Genomic DNA, 21,936 nt, shown 5'->3' with positions numbered 1-21,936 from the left:
ACTAAAAAAACATTCTTCATTCATATGATATGATTAATTTCAAGACGGTTATACGGATTATCGGTATCCTCCTTTTGCTGGAGACGGTGATGCTATTGCTTTGCTCGGGCGTTTCATTCTATTACCAGGATGAAGCGTTGGTAGATTTCTGGGTATCAGCAGGTATTACGGCAGGCGCCGGACTACTCCTGGCAGCCATGGGCAAAGGCGGTGACCGCCAACTGACACGCAGGGACGGATATGTACTCGTCAGCTTTGCCTGGGTAGCCTTCTCGCTTTTCGGCATGTTACCGTTCTACATCAGTGGATATATACCCAGCATCACTAACGCCTTCTTTGAAACTATGTCCGGCTTCAGCAGCACGGGCGCTACAATATTGGATGATATCGAAGCACTCCCTCACGGTCTGCTCTTTTGGCGCAGCATGACACAATGGATAGGCGGCTTGGGTATTATCATGTTCACTATCGCCATCCTTCCGATATTCGGTGTCAGCGGTTTGCAAGTGTTTGCCGCCGAAGCCAGCGGACCGACACACGACAAAGTACATCCGCGCATCGGCATCACCGCCAAATGGATATGGAGTATTTATGCAGGTATCACCTGTGTCCTTGTCGCCCTGCTGATGCTGGGGGGAATGGACTGGTTCGACAGTGTCTGCCATGCCTTTGCCACTACAGGTACAGGCGGATTCTCAACCAAGCAAGCCAGCGTAGCCTATTATAGCTCTCCATATATCGAATACGTTATATCCATCTTCATGTTTATCTCGGGCATCAACTTCACATTGCTGCTGTTCTTCGTCAACCGGAAATTCAAGAAAGTCATCAATGATGCTGAATTGAAATGGTATTTCTGGTCGGTGGTACTATTCACCGGAGTTATCGCCGTGATACTTTACTATTCCAAACCGATGGGAATGGAAGAATCATTCCGCCAATCATTGTTCCAGGTGATTTCATTGCACACCTCCACCGGTTTTGCTACTGCCGACTATATGCTATGGCCTGCCGTGACGTGGGGACTGCTGACCATCGTCATGCTGATGGGTGCCTGTGCGGGGAGTACAACAGGTGGTCTTAAATGTATCCGTATGGTGATCCTCGGCAAGGTGGCGCGCAATGAATTCAAACATATTCTTCACCCGAATGCAATACTTCCGGTGCGGCTCAATAAACAAGTGATTTCGCCTTCCGTACAATCCACCGTACTGGCATTCTGCTTTATATATGCAGTAATTATCATCATCAGCGTATTGATTATGATGGGGCTGGGCATCGGATTTGTGGAATCTGTGGGTTGTGTGGTTTCCAGTATCGGCAATATGGGTCCTGGCTTGGGAGAAACGGGTCCTGCTTTCTCATGGAATGCATTGCCCGACATAGCGAAGTGGCTACTGGCTTTCCTTATGCTCCTGGGACGTCTCGAGCTGTTCACCGTATTGCTGCTTTTCACCCCTGAATTCTGGAAGAGAAGCTGATAGAAGGTCAAAAAGTGCTAAAAACCGAACATTTTGACATCTCTGTATAACAAAATAGCCAATAATTGTTATACATTTGCAGCCGAATGAAAAAGTAGTTGTATGAAACAGTGTATAAAATACCTCATGATCCTCTTACTCGGCGTATTGCTGTACGATGGTGCAGCGCAGGCGGCGGGTATATCATGCACTTTCATACGCAACAATGACGACGAACGCTGTATCTTGTCTCAAGCCCCTACTTCACATCAACAGAACATCCGTAACATCTATAACCGTTTCCTTTCCACACCTCTGTATATAGATAATGTGGACAGTACGCAAGTGCCCGGCAACAAGAGCGTCCTGCTGTTACTGAATTACTTCCGGATGCGTTGGCTGGCCGAGTCTCCAGCCTGCGATTCATTGTTGCATGCCTCTTTCTATCCTGTGCCCGACCCGCTCTCTTACTATATCTTCGGGCTGAGAAAGATAATCATTTGATAAAATAAGTCGGGCAGACTGCAAAGTTTGCCAAAGTCCGTCGAAAGCGATCCAGAGGGATTGCTCCTTTCGACCAACTATCCTATTATATACATCTAAAAGTTAATTAGATTTATGAACTTTACTTTGTTAGTAGTCGTCTTGCTGACGGCAATTGCTTTCGTGGGTATTGTTATCGCGTTGTCCAAGGCGATATCACCCCGTTCGTACAATCCACAGAAGATGGAAGCGTACGAGTGCGGTATTCCTACCCGTGGTAAATCATGGATGCAGTTCCGGGTGGGTTACTATCTGTTTGCCATCCTGTTTCTGATGTTCGACGTGGAGACGGTATTTCTGTTTCCATGGGCAGTCATAGCCCGCGACCTGGGAATAGCAGGATTGCTTAGTATCTTATTTTTCTTACTTATCCTGGTATTAGGACTTGCCTATGCATGGCGGAAAGGAGCATTGGAATGGAAAGAATAAAAAAGCCCAAAATAAAGTCTATCCCGTATGAAGAATTTACGGATAATGAAACGTTGGAGAAACTCGTTCGCGAACTTAATGCCGGAGGTGCCAATGTCGCCCTCGGCGTACTGGACGATTTCATCAACTGGGGACGCAGCAATTCGCTGTGGCCGCTTACGTTTGCAACAAGCTGTTGCGGTATCGAGTTCATGGCACTGGGTGCCGCGCGCTATGACATGGCGCGTTTCGGATTTGAAGTAGCCCGTGCCAGTCCGCGCCAGGCAGATATGATTATGGTGTGCGGAACTATTACAAATAAGATGGCGCCTGTATTGAAACGCCTATACGATCAGATGCCGGACCCGAAATACGTGGTTGCCGTGGGTGGATGCGCCGTTAGCGGCGGACCGTTCAAGAAATCCTATCACGTAGTGAATGGAGTAGATAAGATTCTACCGGTGGATGTGTACATCCCGGGGTGCCCCCCCCGTCCGGAAGCGTTCTACTACGGCATGATGCAGTTGCAACGCAAAGTGAAGATAGAGAAATTCTTCGGCGGAGTAAACCGGAAGGAACCGAAACCGGATAGTGACGAGTGATGAGCTACAATAACGAAACATAATCAAAATATGGATAATATACGATTTATAGAACCTACGGACTTGCATGCCGAAATGCTCCGCCTGCGCCAAGAGCAGCAGATGGACTTTCTGAAATGCCTGACCGGTATGGACTGGGGAGAAACAACCGACAAGGACACGCCGGATACGCCGCGTGGTTTAGGAGTGGTTTATCATCTGGAATCCACCACTACCGGAGAATGTTTAGTCGTACGCACCGCTACCTTGGACCGCGAGAATGCCGAGTTACCCAGTGTCAGTGACATCTGGAAAGCAGCTGATTTCCTAGAGCGTGAAGTATACGATTTCTACGGTATCGTCTTCATTGGACATCCCGACATGCGCCGCCTCTACCTGCGTAACGACTGGGTAGGATACCCTATGCGTAAGGACAATGATCCGGAAAAGGACAATCCGCTACGTATGGACAATGAAGAAACCATTGATACCACTACCGAACTGGAACTTAACCCGGATGGTACAATAAAGAATAAAGAACTGATACTCTTCGGAGACGAAGAATATGTTGTGAACATCGGTCCGCAACACCCTGCCACGCACGGTGTAATGCGTTTCCGTGTATCACTGGAAGGTGAAACCATCGAGAAGATAGACGCCAACTGCGGCTACATCCACCGGGGCATCGAGAAGATGTGCGAAAGCCTCACCTACCCGCAGACATTGGCACTGACCGACCGTCTGGATTATCTGGGCGCACATCAGAACCGCCACGCCCTTTGTGCATGCATCGAGCAGGCTATGGGCATTGAAGTGAGCGACCGCGTGAAGTATATCCGTACCATCATGGACGAATTGCAGCGTATAGACTCTCACTTGCTGTTCTACTCTTGTCTCGCAATGGACCTTGGTGCCTTGACCGCGTTCTTCTATGGTTTCCGCGACCGCGAGAAGATACTCGACATCTTCGAGGAAACCTGCGGTGGACGCCTTATTATGAACTACAACACTATCGGTGGTGTGCAGGCCGACCTGCATCCCAACTTCCAGAAACGAGTGAAAGAGTTTATCCCCTACCTGCGTGGCATCATCCACGAATATCATGAGGTGTTCACCGGCAATATCATTGCCCGGCAACGTCTGAAAGGCGTAGGAGTACTGAGCCGTGAAGATGCCATCGCTTTCGGAGCTACAGGTGGCACAGGACGTGCCAGCGGCTGGGCTTGCGATGTCCGTAAACGCCATCCCTACGGAGTATACGACAAAGTGGACTTCAAAGAAATCGTTTATACCGAAGGCGACTCCTGGGCACGCTACATGGTTCGTATGGACGAAATCATGGAAAGTATGAATATCCTTGAGCAACTCATTGATAACATCCCCGAAGGCCCGTATCAGGAAAAGATGAAACCCATCATCCGTGTACCCGAAGGACAGTATTATACTGCCGTAGAAGGTAGCCGTGGTGAGTTCGGCGTCTTCCTGGAAAGCCACGGCGACAAGACTCCGTACCGTCTGCATTTCCGTTCCACGGGATTACCGCTGGTAAGCACCGTAGATACCATTTGCCGCGGAGCAAAGATTGCCGACCTGATTGCAATCGGGGGAACGCTGGATTACGTAGTGCCAGATATTGATAGGTAAGTATTAAGTATTAACTATTAAGTATTAAGTATTAATTCTATGCAGAATGAAGACGCAGCCAATTAATATTTAATACTTAAAACCTAATAACTAGAATAACGTGTTTGACTTTAGTATAGTAACCAACTGGATACACCAGACGCTGACTTCCCTGATGCCGGAAGGTCTGGCGATATTCCTCGAATGTGTAGTGATAGGCGTGTGCATCATTTTGATGTATGCCGTACTCGCCATCATTCTGATTTACATGGAGCGCAAGATATGTGCTTTCTTCCAGTGCCGTCTCGGTCCGAACCGTGTAGGTAAATGGGGTAGCATTCAGGTCATCTGCGACGTGTTGAAGATGCTGACCAAAGAAATCTTCACTCCGAAAGCTGCCGACCGTTTCCTCTACAACCTGGCACCGTTCATGGTGATCATAGCTTCATTCCTGACATTTGCCTGCCTCCCTATTAATAAAGGTATGGAAGTGCTGAATTTCAATGTAGGTGTATTCTTCCTGCTGGCAGCATCCAGTATAGGTGTACTGGGTATTCTGCTGGCCGGCTGGGGATCCAACAATAAGTTTTCATTGATCGGAGCCATGCGAAGCGGAGCACAGATTATCTCGTACGAGTTGTCTGTAGGACTGAGTATATTGACTATGGTAGTGCTGATGGGTACGATGCAGTTCTCTGAAATTGTAGAAGGACAGGCTGACGGATGGTTCATCTTCAAAGGACACATTCCGGCAGTGATCGCTTTCGTTATCTATCTGATAGCCGGAAATGCAGAGTGTAACCGTGGTCCGTTCGACTTGCCGGAAGCAGAAAGCGAACTGACGGCAGGATACCACACCGAATATAGCGGTATGCACTTCGGTTTCTTCTACCTGGCCGAATATCTGAACCTGTTTATTGTAGCCAGCGTGGCTGCCACCATCTTCCTGGGCGGCTGGATGCCGTTTCATATTGTAGGGCTGGATGGCTTCAACGCTGTGATGGATTATATTCCCGGCTTCATCTGGTTCTTCGGCAAGGCATTCTTCGTAGTATTCCTGCTGATGTGGATCAAATGGACATTCCCCCGCTTGCGTATCGACCAGATCCTGGCATTGGAATGGAAGTATCTGGTACCCATCTCGATGGTAAACCTCATCCTGATGGTACTGATTGTTGTATTTAAACTGCACTTTTAGCCGGCGTAGCGCCGGAGCAGGGTTTCCCTTCGGATAAATATTAAATATAAAGAGATAATGAAAGATAAGAACGAAACATACAGCTATTTGGGCGGACTTGTGCATGGCATCGGCTCCTTGCTGACGGGTATGAAAACTACCATGACCGTCTTCTGCCGCCGGAAGGTGACGGAGCAATACCCGGAGAACCGTGCGACGCTGGAGATGTTCGACCGTTTCCGCGGTACGCTGACCATGCCGCACAATGACCGGAATGAACACCATTGTATAGCGTGCGGACTGTGCCAGATAGCATGTCCCAACGATACCATCAAGGTGACAAGTGAAATGATAGAGACTGGGGACGGCAAGAAAAAGAAGATATTGGCAAAGTATGAATACGATCTCGGTTCGTGCATGTTCTGCCAACTTTGTGTCACTGCTTGTCCGCACGATGCGATTACGTTTGCCACAGACTTTGAGCATGCGGTGTTCGACCGTACAAAGCTGGTGAAGACGTTGAACCATCCGGGCAGTCATGTAGAAGAGAAAAAGAAACCGGAGTAACTCAATTCCCACCCCCTCCGACTCCCCCGTTATCGGGGGAGAGCAACCTCCCGGGAGGAGGAGAATTAAGATAGAATCAAGAATAATAAAGTAAAAAGAATATGGAAATAACCCTTGAAACCGTAGTATTCTACTTTCTGGCAGTGTTCATCAGCGTGTGTTCCATTCTCACTGTGACTACACGCCACATGGTACGCTCGGCAACGTATCTGCTGTTCACGCTTTTCGGCACGGCAGGCATCTACTTCCTGCTGGGCTACACATTTCTGGGCTCGGTACAAATCATGGTTTATGCCGGCGGTATTGTTGTGCTCTACGTCTTCTCCATCCTGCTGACCAGTGGCGAAGGAGACCGTACTACCGACAAGTTGAAACGTAGCAAACTGTTGGCCGGTCTGGGCGCAACCGTAGGCGGCGCCATCATCGTAGTATTCATTACGTTGAAACATAAATTCCTCGTTACTACCGATCTTGTACCGCTGGAAATCAACATCAAGACCATCGGACACTCTATGCTGAGTAGTGACAAATTCGGTTATCTGCTTCCCTTCGAGGCAGTCAGCATTCTGTTGCTGGCGTGTATCGTAGGTGGGTTGGTGATTGCACGTAAACGCTAAAAACAATTGATTATGATTCACATGGAATATTATCTGATAGTTTCGGCTATCATGTTTTTCGCCGGTATCTACGGGTTCTTCACCCGCCGCAACACACTGGCGATACTTATCAGCATCGAGTTGATACTGAATGCTACGGATATCAACTTCGCAGTGTTCAACCGTTTCCTTTTCCCCGACGGAATGGAAGGGTACTTCTTTGCCCTGTTCTCCATTGCCATCTCGGCCGCTGAAACGGCAGTAGCAATCGCGATTATGATCAACATCTACCGCAATATACGAAGCATCCAGGTAGGCAAGCTGGACGAGTTGAAGTGGTAGTTTGTGAGCGACGGACTACAGCTTCCTGTAGCGACGGACTACAGCCTCCTGTAGCGATGACCGTCAGCCTCCTGTAGCGATAACCGTCAGCCTCCTGACGCGATGGCCGTCAGACAACAAGAATAATAACTGATAAAATAAAGTATATATGGAATATACAATTCTAATCCTGCTCCTCCCCTTGCTCTCCTTCCTCACGTTGGGAATCGGCGGCAAATGGATGACGCACCGAACAGCAGGCATCATCGGTACCACAGTACTGGCTGTGGTGGCCCTGCTGAGCTACGCCACTGCCTGGCAGTATTTCTCCGCTCCGCGCCTGGCGGACGGCACTTTCGCCACACTAATGCCTTATAATGTGACGTGGTTGCCTTTCACCGAGACGCTGAGCATTGACCTGGGTATCCTGCTCGACCCTATTTCCGTGATGATGCTTATCGTCATCTCCACCGTGTCGCTGATGGTACATGTGTACTCTTTTGGCTACATGAAAGGTGAGCACGGATTCCAACGTTATTATGCATTTCTCAGCCTCTTTACCATGTCCATGTTGGGACTGGTGGTGGCTACCAATATCTTCCAGATGTATCTGTTCTGGGAATTGGTGGGTGTTTCGTCTTATCTGCTCATCGGTTTCTACTATACGAAGCCATCGGCTGTGGCTGCAAGCAAGAAGGCGTTCATCGTCACCCGCTTTGCCGACCTGGGTTTCCTGATCGGTATCCTTATTTACGGTTATTATGCCGGAACTTACACCTTCCAGCCCAGTGAAATGGCATTGCTGAAAGGTGGTGCGGCAATGATTCCTCTGGCCTTGGGACTGATGTTCATCGGTGGTGCCGGAAAGAGCGCCATGTTCCCGTTGCACATCTGGCTGCCGGATGCAATGGAAGGCCCGACACCCGTCAGCGCATTGATCCATGCAGCGACCATGGTGGTAGCCGGAGTTTACCTGGTGGCGCGGATGTTCCCGTTGTTCATCGGTTATGCACCCGATGTGCTGCACCTGGTAGCTTACGTCGGAGCGTTCACTGCATTCTATGCCGCTTCGGTAGCTTGTGTGCAAAGTGACATCAAGCGTGTGCTGGCATTCTCTACTATTTCACAGATCGGCTTTATGATGGTGGCACTGGGAGTTTGTACTTCTGCTGATCCGCATCATGGCGGTCTGGGCTATATGGCCGGCATGTTCCACCTGTTCACGCACGCTATGTTCAAGGCATTGCTCTTCCTCGGCGCAGGTAGCATTATCCATGCGGTACACAGCAATGAAATGTCCGCTATGGGTGGGCTGCGCAAGTACATGCCTGTGACGCATATTACGTTCCTGATTGCTTGTCTTGCCATTGCAGGCATTCCTCCGTTCTCCGGTTTCTTCTCTAAAGATGAGATACTGACAGCATGCTTCCAGTTCAGTCCTGTAATGGGCTGGATTATGACAGTGATTGCTGCAATGACGGCGTTCTATATGTTCCGTCTTTACTATGGTATCTTCTGGGGCAAAGAGAATAAAGAGCTTCATGCTGAACATACTCCCCACGAAAGTCCGTTAACTATGACTTTCCCGCTGATGTTCCTTGCTGTTGTTACTATCGGAGCCGGTTTCATCCCCTTCGGTAAATTCATCTCTTCCAACGGTACGGCTTACGAGATTCATCTCGACTGGGCGGTGGCAGGTACCAGTATTGCTATAGCTGTCATCTCCATCGCAATTGCCACAGCCATGTACGCACGGGCAAAGCAACCCGTTGCCAATGCTCTTGCCCGTCGTTTCCGCGGATTATGGACAGCTGCCTATCATCGCTTCTATATCGATGAAGTGTACCAGTTCGTAACTCACAAAATAATCTTTGGTTGCATCTCCCGCCCCATCGCCTGGTTCGACCGCCACGTAGTAGACGGTTTCTTCAACTTCCTTGCCTGGAGTGCCAATGCCACCAGTGATGAGATACGCGGTCTGCAAAGTGGACAAATTCAACAGTACACTTACGTATTCCTGTTGGGTACGCTGGCGTTGATACTGTTGCTGCTGTTATAGTATAGTATAGAAATGTAATTCGTAAATAGTAAATAGTAAATAGTAATTAGTAATTATAAAGATGAACATATTAAGTATTTTTGTTCTCATCCCCCTGCTGATGCTACTTGGTCTCTGGCTGAGTCGCAACATCAAGCAGATACGCACGGTGATGGTGACAGGTGCATCGGCATTAGTGTTGGCCGCCGTAGGCCTGACCATTGCTTATCTGCAAGCGCGTGCTGCCGGAGACACAGCCGAAATGCTCTTCCGTGCGGATGTACCCTGGTATCCGGCACTCAACATACACTACTCCGTGGGAGTAGACGGCATTTCAGTAGCCATGCTGCTGCTCTCTGCCATCATAGTCTTCACCGGTACTTTCGCCTCCTGGCGCCTGCAACCGTTGACGAAAGAATATTTCCTTTGGTTCACCCTGCTCTCCCTCGGAGTATTCGGCTTCTTCATTTCCACGGACCTGTTCACCATGTTCATGTTCTATGAAGTAGCGCTGATTCCGATGTACCTGCTTATCGGTGTATGGGGATCGGGACGTAAGGAATACTCTGCCATGAAACTGACACTGATGTTGATGGGTGGTTCCGCATTCCTGCTTATTGGTATTCTGGGTATCTATTTCGGTTCCGGTGCTACCAGTATGAATCTGCTGGAAATTGCCCAATTGCATAATATTCCTATCGAACAGCAACGTATTTGGTTCCCGCTTACCTTCCTCGGTTTCGGTGTACTCGGTGCATTGTTCCCGTTCCACACATGGAGCCCCGACGGTCACGCCTCGGCGCCTACTGCCGTAAGTATGCTCCATGCAGGTGTACTGATGAAACTTGGTGGTTACGGTTGTTTCCGTATTGCCATGTATCTGATGCCTGAAGCAGCTCAGGAACTCGGCTGGATATTCCTGATACTGACGGGTATCTCCGTTGTCTACGGTGCCTTCTCGGCTTGTGTACAGACAGACTTGAAGTATATTAATGCCTACTCTTCCGTATCTCACTGCGGCCTCGTGCTCTTCGCCATCCTGATGATGAACCAAACGGCTTGTACCGGTGCTGTCCTACAAATGCTCAGCCACGGATTGATGACTGCCTTGTTCTTCGCCCTTATCGGTATGATATACGGCCGTACCCACACACGTGACGTACGCGAGCTTTCGGGATTGATGAAAATCATGCCTTTCCTCGCCGTGTGCTATGTCATTGCCGGACTTGCCAACCTCGGACTTCCGGGCCTCAGCGGTTTCGTTGCCGAAATGACTATCTTCAACGGTGCTTTTCAGCATGCAGATGTTTTCCACCGCACATGGACGATTATCGCCTGTACCTCGATTGTGATTACCGCAGTCTATATCCTTCGGCTCGTCGGTAAGATACTATATGGCACTTGCACCAACAAGCACCATCTGGCACTGACTGATGCTACCTGGGATGAACGCACTGCCGTGATTATTCTCATCGTCTGCGTTGCAGGTCTCGGTCTTGCTCCGTTGTGGATCAGCAATATGATTGGAGACAGCGTATTGCCTCTGGTGAGTATATTTCAATAATGGTATGCTAATAACTTATAACTAATAACTTATCATTCAATAGATATGGATTATTCCCAATTCCTTATTCTCAAAGAAGAGCTTTCGCTGATAGCTGTCATCGTGATCCTCTTCGTGGCCGACCTATTCATGAGCCCTGACGCTCATAAGAAGGACGGTAACCCACGACTCAATACCATGTTGCCCGTCGTGCTACTCACGATACACACGTTGATTACCATCATCCCCGGTCCGGCTGCCGATGCTTTCGGTGGCATGTACCATAACGCCCCGATACAAAGCATCGTGAAGTCCATCCTCAGCGTAGGTACGCTGATTGTTTTCCTGATGGCACACGAGTGGCTGAAGCTGCCGGACACCATCATCAAACAAGGTGAATTCTATATGCTGACACTCTGCACGTTGCTGGGTATGTACTTCATGATTTCCGCAGGACACTTCCTGATGTTCTTCATCGGACTGGAAACAGCAAGTATCCCGATGGCTGCATTGGTTGCTTTCGACAAGTACCGCCATCACTCCGCCGAAGCCGGTGCCAAATACATCCTCACCGCACTTTTCTCCAGCGGACTGTTGCTTTATGGCATCTCGCTTATTTACGGAACAGTAGGCACTCTCTATTTCGATGATATCCCGGCCCACCTGGACGGCAACGCCCTGCAAATAATGGCATTTGTCTTTTTCTTCTCCGGCATGGGGTTCAAGCTTTCTCTTGTTCCTTTCCACCTCTGGACGGCAGACGTGTACGAAGGTGCCCCGAGCGTAGTAACTGCTTATTTGAGTGTTATTTCTAAAGGATCGGCAGCTTTCGTATTGATGACTATCCTTATCAAGACATTCGCTCCGATGGTGGATCAATGGCAGGAAGTTCTTTATTGGGTTATCATAGCTTCTATTACCCTTGCCAACCTTTTCGCCCTGCGCCAGGAAAACCTGAAACGATTGATGGCATTTTCCAGTATCTCGCAGGCAGGCTACATCATGTTGGGTGTGATTGCCGGAACCGGGCAGGGTATGGCATCATTGGTGTATTATGTACTTATTTACATGTTCGCCAACCTCTCTGTATTTGCAGTGATTACGATTATCGCCCTTCGCGCCCAGCGTTTCACGCTCGAAGAATATAACGGATTATACAGTACCAATCCGAAACTGGCATTCCTCATGACGCTTGCTTTGTTTTCATTGGCAGGTATTCCTCCGTTCGCAGGCTTCTTCTCGAAGTTCTTTATCTTCGCGGCAGCTTTCCAGAGCGGTTTCCATCTGCTGGTGTTCATCGCATTGGTGAATACGATTATTTCACTCTATTACTATCTGAAGATTGTGAAGTCCATGTATATCAACAAGAGTGATGAGCCTATCGCCACTTTCCGTAGCGATAACTACACGCGTGCCAGCCTTGTCATCTGTACGCTCAGTATTATTGTATTGAGCCTTGCGAGCGTGGTTTATCAATCCATCGACAAGTTCTCGTTCGGACTGAATTAGTGCTACAAGAGTTACAAGCTACGAGCTACAAGCTATAAGCTACGAGTGGCTGCGCTATCACACCGCAAGGCACTCGTAGCTTGTAGCTCGTAGCTTGTAACTCTTGTAGCTTGTAACTGAATTATTCCAGCGGCAAAATAAACCAGAATGTCGAACCTTTACCTAACTCACTGTTTACTCCAATCTTGCCCCCCAACTGCTCGATGATACTCTTGCTGATGGAAAGTCCCAGTCCTGTACCCTGCACAAAAGAGTTCAGCTTAATGAAGCGGTCGAATACCTTACGACAAGCTTCGGGAGCAATACCAATGCCAGTATCTGTCACATATACCCGCAAATGCTTGTCGTCCGGCTTATCGTATCCAATCCGAATGCTGCCCGTGGTGGTGAACTTAATGGCATTATTTATAAAGTTGGAAACCACCTGATGCAAGCGGTTAGGATCGCTGACGATGACGCATTGCGGTAAGGTCGGCTCAAAAACAAGTTCCACTCCCGGCTTCACTCTCAACTGCATGGAGCGTGCAAGATCTCCGCACAAAGTATTAATGTCGAAATCTCTGAACTTAAAGTCAAAAGTTCCTGCCTCTATCTTAGACAGGTCCAGAATATCTGAAATCAGTTGAAGCAACAGTTCATTATTCTCTTCCACCATTTTGGCGTATTCCTGCTTTTCTTCCGGATCTTCCGTCTCCACCAATAAGCTTGAGAAGCCGACAATGGCATTCAGTGGCGTACGTATCTCATGACTCATATTTGCCAGGAAAGCACTCTTCAAGCGGTCTGCCTCTTCAGCTTTCTCTTTGGCTTCAATCAGCTTTTGTTCCGTTTCCTTCAACTCGGTGATATCGTAGTTAACACCGATTAATTCAATCAGTCCATTCGCTGGGTCGTAGCGGTTGAGCACTACATTCACACGCACCCAGTTCCATTTATTCAGTGTTCCGGCTCTTAGCACACGCATTTCACTCTTGAAACTGGTCGCTTCCCCTTTCTTGGCTTTATCGAAGAAGTCCAATATACGCACCCTGTCTTCCGGATGCATCTTATCATAAATGCCTACCACATCTGCCAATGGCGTATCTTCATCCTCACCCATATTCTTATACCATTGTTTGATGGCATACCCCTCACGAGTGAGCAGGTTCAATTTGGCATAACCAACCTTGGCATAATCAGAAATCAACAGGAAGAAGTTTTCAAAGTCACGGATGCGGTTGATGGAAGTTATCCTTTCCGTATTGTCGATGTTGATGAGTACAAAACCACTGCAATCACCTTTACTGTCATATATCTTGTTTACTTTGGTATAGAGTTCTATCCCCCCCTTTTTCCCCGATTCATAATATTCGCTTATCTTGGTAAACTCATAATCCTGAGAAAAGTCGAGTTCATCTTCAACCTGCATTCTTTCGCGTATATCCATCGGCACATTGGGGTTCTCGTAGAAGTTCACACCGATGGTGTTCGCCTTGTTCTTGACACCGAATATTTCCAGGTCTCTATTGTTAAGGTCAATCAAGTATCCGTCCTTATCGTAGATTTCAATACCTACCGGAATGTTGGAGAAGAGATTACGCAACAGTTTTTCACTGCGGTCCAGCGCCGTATACGTCTGCCGCATTTCCGTGACATCCATATAAAGACAAACCAGCTCTTCCGGGTCGGGCGAATAAATGACGCAGTGGCAAGTCTTACCTGTAAGTTCAAAATACTCATCCAGCTCCCTGTACGTATTCCTGTTGTGTATTTCGGCAAGAACTATCATTTTCTCAGCCAACTTTTCCTCCGAATAGATCTCCGAAGCCAGATGCCCCCGGTAACTATCCAGCGGTGCACCGCATAAGTCGGCACTGAACTGGTTGGCATCGGTGATGAGATAATCAACCGGTTTGCCTCCCTCACCGAAAATAACAGAGAGACGTACATACCCCATTGGCATATACTTATATAGATTGCGCAAGAAAGAACGTTCCCGTTCCGCCTCATCTCTGGCACGGCGCAGATTGATACAGATACTGATGATATTGGCAAGGGAAGAGAACCACTGATAATCCTCATTATTCCACCTGTGCTCCTTCTCCACCAGGTCAATACCTATATATCCCCAGATGCGCTCGGTATTCCGCAATGGAATCACCATCAATGATTTAATATCTTGTACGGACAATATCTTATATTCCAGTTCGGCTTCTTCCGGCAGTTCTGATAAAGAGCTTAACAAAATAGGTTTATCCGCCAGTATGTGATTGTGCCACCACTCCATCCCCTGAGTATCAGTGGACTGCAACATGTCTATCTCCGGCTCTACCCCTTTTGCCACAACCTCGTATGTGCAACTCTGGGTATGATATCCCTCATCATACTCAATAATATACACACGTCCGCCGTGGAAAAGCTCCAGTACATCTTTCAGGACTTTAGGAATGACCTCGTCCAGACATTTATCTTTCAGAAAATTGCGCAGGGAGTTCGATACGGAGTGTTGCCGGAACAACAAAGCATTGAACTGTTTCAGAATATCTGTAGCCCCCATATGCTCCGGGGCATCAACCACCTGGAGAATGCCAAAAGCTTTTAAGTGCCCGTCTTCCGTCATCCACTTCTCTCCCAGGCGGGAGCGAACCCAAACCACACCATGCATGGCAAGGATAGGAAACGTTTGTTCGTACACCTCAACTTCTTCTATTGAGACGAACTCACGACTGATACGTTCACGGTAATCTTCACGGATATACAATCCGAATTCACGAAAGGTCAGAGTATCTCCTTTCATACCCAGTAAATTACATACATACTCAGAACAAAGATAATCCCGGGTAGTAAAGTCAGCTTCCCACCACCCTATCTGTCCGATAGCAGAGAGTCGACGAAAGCGTTCCGATTCTTGTGAATGTGAAGAGACAGCACTCATATCAATGTCTATTAAGATTCTAAATAGCGCAAAGATAACGTTTACTTCTTGAATTTGTTCCTATTCCCATCAACAAAAAAACTAAAGCATATTTAAATAGGCATCCGCCATTATCAAACGCATTCTGTCACCCAAATGTAATCATATTGAGAATCAATTGTATGACATGTGTATTACGGTTGTAATTCCGTTGCCGCATCTTTGCACCGGAAACAAGAAACGATAAAAGATGAGCATGAAACTGGATTTTGGAAAAGTATTTTTCCTCATTTTATTACTGGTGCTTTCCACCATGACCGCCCTAGCTGGAAACATCAAAGGAACCGTCCTCGACAAGCAGACGAAAGAGCCACTGACCGGAGCTACCATACAGATAACCGGGACAGCCCAGGGTGTGGTAGCCGATATTGACGGCAATTATACACTGAATGTAAATGACGGTACATATACCATAACCGTGAGATATATAGGATACAAAGACATCCTGCTCAATAGCATAAAAGTCAAGGCCGAAACTTTGCTGAACTTTGAGATGGAGAGTGATGCACAAGCGTTAGGCGAAGTCTCCGTAGTGGCCAAAAAGAATCTGGAAGGTGAACGAGCCCTGCAGATGGAACGGCAGAAAGCTACCCTTGCAATCGAAAATCTCGGTGCCAAAGAAATGAGTATCAAAGGAATCAGCAATGTGGAAGAAGGTGTAAAAAAGATAACCGGTATCTCCATCGCCAGTGCCGGACAGTTAATTGTGCGCGGTCTGGGCGACCGGTACAGCACCACCACTCTGAACGGACTTCCCATCGCCTCTCCTAATCCGGACAATAAACTGATTCCTCTGGATATCTTCCCTGCATCTACCGTACAGAATATTACCGTGAGCAAAGTATATGACGCCAGTGCATTCGCCGACTACTCAGGAGCACACATCGACATCAGTACCAAAGAGAATGTAGGCAGTGATTTTCTGTCCATCAGCTTCAATGCAGGTGGCAAGTTCAATACGCTAGGCAAAGATTTCTACCGGATGGACCGCGACGGCTCTCTGTTCAACACTCCTTCTCTGGATCAGAAACTGATAGACATGTCATTAACAGACTTTGAAGAGTATGCACGCCACAACCGCCTCTTCAACACCAGTTTTCAGGTTAGTAAAAAGACTGCCCTACCCGAATTCGGCGGAAATATCGGCTTCGGCAAACGTTTCACCCTGGGTGGAAATGAAGTCAGCGTTCTGGGCTCCATAGGAGTAAGCAACGACCTGCAAACCATGGACAATGCCTCCATACGTACCCTAGAAGCTACAGGAAATACCCTGAATGAATTCAACTACGACAGCTACAGCAACGAGTTAAAGATTGCCGCGCTGGGTAATCTCGGCTACAGTTTCCGCACTTCCGACCACATCGGATATACCTTCTTCTACGCCCGCAATGCCATCGACACTTATATGAGGCGTGAAGGTGTGGACTACGAAGACCACCATCTGATAGGCAGCAACAACGTGACACACATCTACAGTCTGCAAAACCATCAAGTAAACGGCAAGCACCACTTCGGCAAACAGTGGGACCTCAACTGGAGCGGCTCGTACAGCAAGACCTCCAGCAACGAACCCGACCGCCGCCAAGTAATGTTCATCCGTGAAGATGACCAGATAAAACTCTTCAAACTGAACCGCCAAGAAACCATGCGTTACTTCGGCTCACTGAATGAAGATGAGTGGGTGGGCGACCTCACCGTCAGCTACCGCTTTGGCGACAACAACAAGTTGCAGGCCGGTTTCACCTATAAAGACAAGAATCGTGACTATATGGGTACACGCTTCTACTACAACCTGAACAAACTGAACCCTACCATCACCGACATCTACGATACCGACTCCTTCCTCAACATGGAAAATGTAGAAAACGGTTCCATCACCATAGACCGGAAGAAGCAGCCCAAAGATAGCTATACAGCCGGTAACAGCATTTATGCAGGATACATTGCCACTGAATACTACCCCATAGCCCCGTTATTGGTGAACCTGGGAGTACGCTACGAAATCAGCAAGCAATGGGTAGACTACTATACCGATGGCGGAAAAGCCGAACGCAGTGAACTGAACAAAAACGACCTTTTCCCCTCACTGAACATGAAATACCAGATGAACGAAAAGAACAGTCTGCGTTTTGCCTTCTCACGCACAGTGACGCGTCCTTCGTTTATCGAAATGGCCCCCTTCCTCTATCAGGAATCCTACGGTTCGGCACAGATACGCGGTAACGCTGATTTGCAAAACGGCTACAACTATAACATCGATCTGCGCTACGAACTCTTTGAAAAGAATGGGGATATGCTCTCCATCACCGCCTACTACAAGCACCTGAAAGCACCGATAGAGCGTGTACAGACTCTGTCAGGCGGTTCCGCCGTGCATTCTTTCCGCAATGCGGACAACGGTATGGCAACGGGGGTGGAGATAGAATTCCGCAAAGAGATAGTGAAAGACCTGCGTTTCGGCGTGAACGGCTCGTATATGTACACTAACGTGAAACTGCCCGAAGGCGGTGCCTACACCAACAGCCAGCGTGCCTTGCAGGGAGCATCGCCCTACCTGGCAAATGCAGACCTCACCTATTCACCCGCTTTCAGCAACGACCGCCAACTCAGCGTTGCCCTGCTCTACAATCTGCAAGGTCCCCGCATCCACTCCGTAGGCATCTCCGGTCTGGGAGACATCAAGCAGCAGCCGGTACACACGCTGAACTTTACAGGCAGTTACCGCTTCAACCGGCGTTTCGCGGTGAAGTTGCAAGTCAACGACCTGCTGAACCAAGACATCCTTTTCAAGCAAGAAGTGCCTACCACCGGAGATAAAGTAGAAGTGGAACGCTTCAGAAAGGGTACAGGCTTTGAAGTTGGCTTCAGCTATGACCTGTAAGAGAAAAGAAAAACTTTGAGAGAGACAAACAATAGGAACTCATTTTATCAACTAAACAATTATTAGTATGAGAACATCAAATTGGAAATTCATGACTATGGCCCTCGCGGCAAGTATGACCTTATTCACTGCATGTACCGACAACAACGAACCTGGAAACGGGGACGGCGGTGAAGACGACAAGTATGAACTGACGAAAGACATCGAAAGCTATACGGAACTGGAAGCCGGAAAGACTTACACGCTAAGTGGCGGCATACACGTAAAGAACGGTGCCACACTGAAGATTCCCGCAGGCGTCACCATTATTGCCAAACATGACGATGTGGTAGACTACATCCTCATAGAACAAGGAGCCAAGATAGATGCACAAGGCACTGCCAGCAACCCTATCGTGATGACTTCCGAAAAGAAAGAACCGGGCGCATGGGGCGGTATCCACATCTGCGGATACGCACACACCAATGCCGAAGGCGGAACGGGTAGTTCGGAAATAGGCGGCGCACCCTATGGTGGCAATAATGACGCCGACAATTCCGGTACATTGCGGTATGTTCGTGTAGAGTACACCGGATTTGCCTTCGACGAAGAGCACGAAGCCAACGGTATCACCTTCTACGGTGTAGGAAACGGAACAACGGTAGAGTATTGCCAGGCATACATGGGTTCTGACGATGGTTTCGAATGGTTCGGCGGTTCCGTCAATGTGAAGTATCTGGTATCTACCGACTGTAGCGACGACTCTTTCGACTGGACCGAAGGCTGGAACGGCAAAGCACAGTTCCTCGTAGCTTACCAAAGCCCCAAAGACGAACTGGGATACGACTGCGACTGCCTGATGGAGTGCGACAACAACGGCAAGAGCTTCGGTGCAACGCCCGTTGCCCACCCCATCCTCGCCAACCTCACACTGATTGGCAACGGTGGCAGCAAACAGGGCGTACGCCTGCGTGCCGGAACACAAGTGGAACTTTACAATACGCTCATCACCGGCAAAGGTCAACCTCTGACCGTAGAAACCACAGAAACTGAAACAGCCCTGAAAGAGGGTGTGTCTAAACTGGAGTATGTAGCTATCAGCAAAACATTATCTTCTAAAGAAGGCATTTACACCAACGATATGTTCGCAGCAGCAACGGGCAACCTCACTGCACAGAACTTCACTTGGGAGAATCTCTACGAAGGCACCGTCGATGGTGGCAAAGACCTCAGTGCCGACAGTTTCTTCACCAAAGCCGAATATAAGGGAGCTGTAAAGACAGGAGACAACTGGACAAGCGGCAACTGGATCAAACAATAAAACGAGAAACACACATAATTCACGAAGCAATAGCTTCTACAAAGGCAACGCCGGACAAGTTCAGAGGAACTGTCCGGCGTTTGCTTTTGTTGATCTGTTCCCATCCTTGATGAGAAAATATCGAGAACCAGTGCCGATTATCTCAATTAAGCCTTTCGCGGAAATCTTCACCGGATGGTGACTGGAATACGTGAAGATCAAACTCAGAAATAATAGCCAACAGATGGTCGAAGACATCAGACTGCAAATCCTCGTAAGGTATCCAGGATGTGGTAGCGGAGAAAAAATACAGTTCCAATGGTATACCGTGATCGGTAGGCTGAAGCTGACGCACCATACAGGTCATATCATGATTTACACCCGGATGGCTCTTCAGGTAACAATTCAGATAAGCACGGAAGACACCGAGATTCGTCTGGCGGCGACCGTTCACAAGGATGGAGTTATCAATATGATGCTCTTCATTATACTCCTTAATCACTTGTTCCGTCTGTTCAACATAGTTTGCCAACAGCTGTATCTTGCGATACTTCGCCAACATTTCAGGCGTACAGAACCGCACACTGTTCATATCGATATTGATAGAACGTTTGATACGTCGTCCGCCACTCTCCTGCATACCACGCCAGTTCTGGAAAGAGTCGCTTACGAGCAAGTAAGGCGGAATGGTAGTGATGGTTTTGTCGAAATTACGAACCTTCACTGTATTCAATGACACTTCTATTACATCACCGTCCGCTCCATACTTAGGCATGGTAATCCAGTCGCCTACTTTCAGCATATTGTTGGCAGAAAGCTGCACACCGGAAACAAAGCCCATGATACTGTCTTTGAATACTAACATCAGCACGGCAGCCGAAGCTCCCAGACCGGTGAGCAATACACCGGGTGAACGGTCTATGAGTATGCTGACAACGATGATGCCACCGACAAAATAAAGGATGACCTGCACTGTCTGCAAGAGTCCCTTCAAAGGGCGGTCACGGAACTGTTCCTTCTCGCTATAAACAGTATAGACAGCTGCAAGCAGCGAACTGATGAAGCTAAGAAACATAATAATGATAAAGATGAGGCAGAAGCGCAGGATAAGCGCCAACGTTGCCGACTCCGCGTCGGAAAATGCCAGAGGAAGCAGGATGTAAATAAGAATAGGTGCCACCATACGGCTAAGATGCACCATCACTTTGCGGTCGAAAACAATGTCATCCCAAGTGGCTTTTGTTTGCTTTACCAAACGCGAAACGACTTTCAGCAAGATCTTCCGGCAAACAGTATCCGCCAGATAAGCTACCAGGAGAACTCCCAGGAATGCTATAAATTGATCTAACTGGCCAGCCAATGACTGGCTGAAACCTAAAGCCTGAAGTCCTTCGTTAATTTGTTGTACAATGCTCATGATACTAAGAATTAATTTTGGTGTTAATGGTTAGTAATTATCGCTCCCTGTTCAGGAAGTCTCCTATATCTTCTTTTAACCACTGATACAAGTAAAGGTTCTTGTATCCGCTGTTCTTTTTCAACATCAAGCTGACGTTGGTCTGGCTATTCTCATAGCTGGTCAGTTCGTTATGGAATTGCTCGTTGTGGGCCGCCAGACGCTTGATTTCCTGTTCGCGCTCGCGACGCAGCACGGTGCATACGGGGATAAGAAGTTTCATCACAACACCATCCATGAGGTGATGCCCCTGTATGTAGAGATAAGTAGTATCAGGATTCAGTCCCAGCTTCTCCAGTTCCACACCCAAAGCCTCCACCGACTTGATATTTCGCGGAAAACGTCTGCGCATCTCGGAAAGTTTCTTGGCAACGGCACGCTGCACGGGCTCCAGTGTTCGTTCGGGATGATGTACATTGACTTCCTGCAAACGGGTGCATGCATTGAAGTCATACATCGGAAAAGTATAAGTATCTCGTTGGCAATAGAACCAGACGTTCCAGAGAAAGAGCGGATAGACAATTTGCGAATAACGCTTCAGGAAAGCAGGAAAGTCAATCAGCATACGGTCGTTCAATGTAGCCTGCACGCAAACTTCATGCAAGCTTTCAGCATAACAATGGAAATTCTCGATAGCATATGCGTACGTCTGGAATATGTAGGGACTACTGTTTATCTTATGTGAAACACTCGTTTTGCCTTGTAACAGAAAGTCGTAGTCACTGTCCACACAGGCTATCAGGCTCTTGCCCAATTCAGTAGTGTTCAGCGTATTCATCAGCACCATCTTCTTACCCTTGGCAAGAGAGGTAGCCGAAGGCAGCATCACCTGGAAATAATATTCATCTGTCTCGAACTCAGCCAACAATGTGCGCCAGAAAGCTACATCATCGTAACTTTCCACATACGCCACAATGCGACGCCGCGCCTTCTTGGGATAAAGCTTGTTGGCGGCATTGAAATAGGCGGATGTAAGATTATGTTTTAAAGAAGTAGCCATG

The 21,936-nt window shown here is 48.0% G+C and carries 17 protein-coding genes; 14 read left to right on the top strand and 3 right to left on the bottom strand.

The features are described from left to right. The first annotated feature begins 29 nt into the window (after nucleotides 1-29). The 12 genes from K6V21_RS11075 (at nucleotide 30) to K6V21_RS11020 (ending at nucleotide 12,366) form a co-directional block, all read left to right on the top strand. Nucleotides 30-1,481 (top strand): TrkH family potassium uptake protein, encoded by a 1,452-nt coding sequence (locus K6V21_RS11075; RefSeq protein WP_217715162.1) that lies wholly within the window; start codon nucleotides 30-32, stop codon nucleotides 1,479-1,481. A 102-nt stretch (nucleotides 1,482-1,583) separates the two neighbouring features. Next, a complete protein-coding gene (locus tag K6V21_RS11070; protein WP_217715164.1) occupies nucleotides 1,584-1,964 on the top strand; it encodes a hypothetical protein in 381 nt (126 codons plus the stop codon). Between the two features lie 114 nt (nucleotides 1,965-2,078). Then, complete coding sequence (locus K6V21_RS11065) at nucleotides 2,079-2,432, top strand: NADH-quinone oxidoreductase subunit A (protein ID WP_007212460.1); 354 nt, start codon at nucleotides 2,079-2,081, stop codon at nucleotides 2,430-2,432. Continuing rightward, complete coding sequence (locus K6V21_RS11060; protein WP_007215268.1) at nucleotides 2,420-3,013, top strand: NADH-quinone oxidoreductase subunit B; 594 nt, start codon at nucleotides 2,420-2,422, stop codon at nucleotides 3,011-3,013. Before K6V21_RS11065 ends, K6V21_RS11060 begins: the two co-directional genes overlap by 13 nt. Before the next feature lie 30 nt (nucleotides 3,014-3,043). After that, on the top strand, nucleotides 3,044-4,636 hold the full coding sequence (locus K6V21_RS11055; protein WP_224321790.1) for an NADH-quinone oxidoreductase subunit D: 1,593 nt from the start codon (nucleotides 3,044-3,046) through the stop codon (nucleotides 4,634-4,636). 100 nt (nucleotides 4,637-4,736) lie between these two features. Then, a complete protein-coding gene (nuoH, locus tag K6V21_RS11050) occupies nucleotides 4,737-5,813 on the top strand; it encodes an NADH-quinone oxidoreductase subunit NuoH (protein WP_044262323.1) in 1,077 nt (358 codons plus the stop codon). A gap of 57 nt (nucleotides 5,814-5,870) precedes the next feature. Beyond that, nucleotides 5,871-6,359 (top strand): 4Fe-4S binding protein, encoded by a 489-nt coding sequence (locus tag K6V21_RS11045; RefSeq protein WP_217715167.1) that lies wholly within the window; start codon nucleotides 5,871-5,873, stop codon nucleotides 6,357-6,359. A gap of 101 nt (nucleotides 6,360-6,460) precedes the next feature. Beyond that, on the top strand, nucleotides 6,461-6,976 hold the full coding sequence (locus K6V21_RS11040; protein ID WP_044262325.1) for an NADH-quinone oxidoreductase subunit J: 516 nt from the start codon (nucleotides 6,461-6,463) through the stop codon (nucleotides 6,974-6,976). Nucleotides 6,977-6,988: 12 nt separating this feature from the next. Further along, the gene (gene nuoK / locus K6V21_RS11035; RefSeq protein ID WP_217715168.1) at nucleotides 6,989-7,297 is read left to right on the top strand and encodes an NADH-quinone oxidoreductase subunit NuoK; all 309 of its coding nucleotides are present in this window, start codon (nucleotides 6,989-6,991) and stop codon (nucleotides 7,295-7,297) included. A gap of 148 nt (nucleotides 7,298-7,445) precedes the next feature. Beyond that, nucleotides 7,446-9,335: an NADH-quinone oxidoreductase subunit L gene (gene nuoL / locus K6V21_RS11030; protein ID WP_224321789.1), complete on the top strand. Its 1,890-nt coding sequence runs from the start codon at nucleotides 7,446-7,448 to the stop codon at nucleotides 9,333-9,335. Nucleotides 9,336-9,396: 61 nt separating this feature from the next. Further along, the gene (locus K6V21_RS11025; protein WP_007212449.1) at nucleotides 9,397-10,878 is read left to right on the top strand and encodes a NuoM family protein; all 1,482 of its coding nucleotides are present in this window, start codon (nucleotides 9,397-9,399) and stop codon (nucleotides 10,876-10,878) included. 45 nt (nucleotides 10,879-10,923) lie between these two features. Then, nucleotides 10,924-12,366 (top strand): NADH-quinone oxidoreductase subunit N, encoded by a 1,443-nt coding sequence (locus tag K6V21_RS11020; RefSeq protein WP_224321788.1) that lies wholly within the window; start codon nucleotides 10,924-10,926, stop codon nucleotides 12,364-12,366. Between the two features lie 121 nt (nucleotides 12,367-12,487). Here K6V21_RS11020 and K6V21_RS11015 read toward each other — a convergent pair whose 3' ends face one another. Next, the gene (locus tag K6V21_RS11015; protein ID WP_224321787.1) at nucleotides 12,488-15,280 is read right to left on the bottom strand and encodes an ATP-binding protein; all 2,793 of its coding nucleotides are present in this window, start codon (nucleotides 15,278-15,280) and stop codon (nucleotides 12,488-12,490) included. Nucleotides 15,281-15,509: 229 nt separating this feature from the next. Here K6V21_RS11015 and K6V21_RS11010 point away from each other — a divergent pair, with 229 nt between their 5' ends. Further along, nucleotides 15,510-18,200 carry a TonB-dependent receptor gene (locus tag K6V21_RS11010; RefSeq protein ID WP_224321786.1) on the top strand — a complete coding sequence of 897 codons (2,691 nt, stop codon included), beginning with the start codon at nucleotides 15,510-15,512 and terminating at the stop codon, nucleotides 18,198-18,200. Nucleotides 18,201-18,267: 67 nt separating this feature from the next. After that, nucleotides 18,268-19,500, top strand: a complete 1,233-nt coding sequence (locus K6V21_RS11005; protein WP_224321785.1) for a hypothetical protein — start codon at nucleotides 18,268-18,270, stop codon at nucleotides 19,498-19,500. Nucleotides 19,501-19,642: 142 nt separating this feature from the next. Here the strand turns inward: K6V21_RS11005 and K6V21_RS11000 are convergent, their stop codons facing one another. Together K6V21_RS11000 and K6V21_RS10995 are read right to left on the bottom strand one after the other, a co-directional pair. Next, complete coding sequence (locus K6V21_RS11000; protein ID WP_217715181.1) at nucleotides 19,643-20,896, bottom strand: mechanosensitive ion channel family protein; 1,254 nt, start codon at nucleotides 20,894-20,896, stop codon at nucleotides 19,643-19,645. Between the two features lie 37 nt (nucleotides 20,897-20,933). After that, nucleotides 20,934-21,935, bottom strand: a complete 1,002-nt coding sequence (locus K6V21_RS10995; protein WP_224321784.1) for a DUF4435 domain-containing protein — start codon at nucleotides 21,933-21,935, stop codon at nucleotides 20,934-20,936. Nucleotide 21,936 lies beyond the last annotated feature (1 nt).

Origin of the sequence: Bacteroides cellulosilyticus (genome assembly GCF_020091405.1) — a bacterium.
GTDB lineage: Bacteria > Bacteroidota > Bacteroidia > Bacteroidales > Bacteroidaceae > Bacteroides.
The sequence above is the reverse complement of the archived record's forward strand: the minus strand, read 5'-3'. Positions and strand labels throughout refer to the sequence as shown.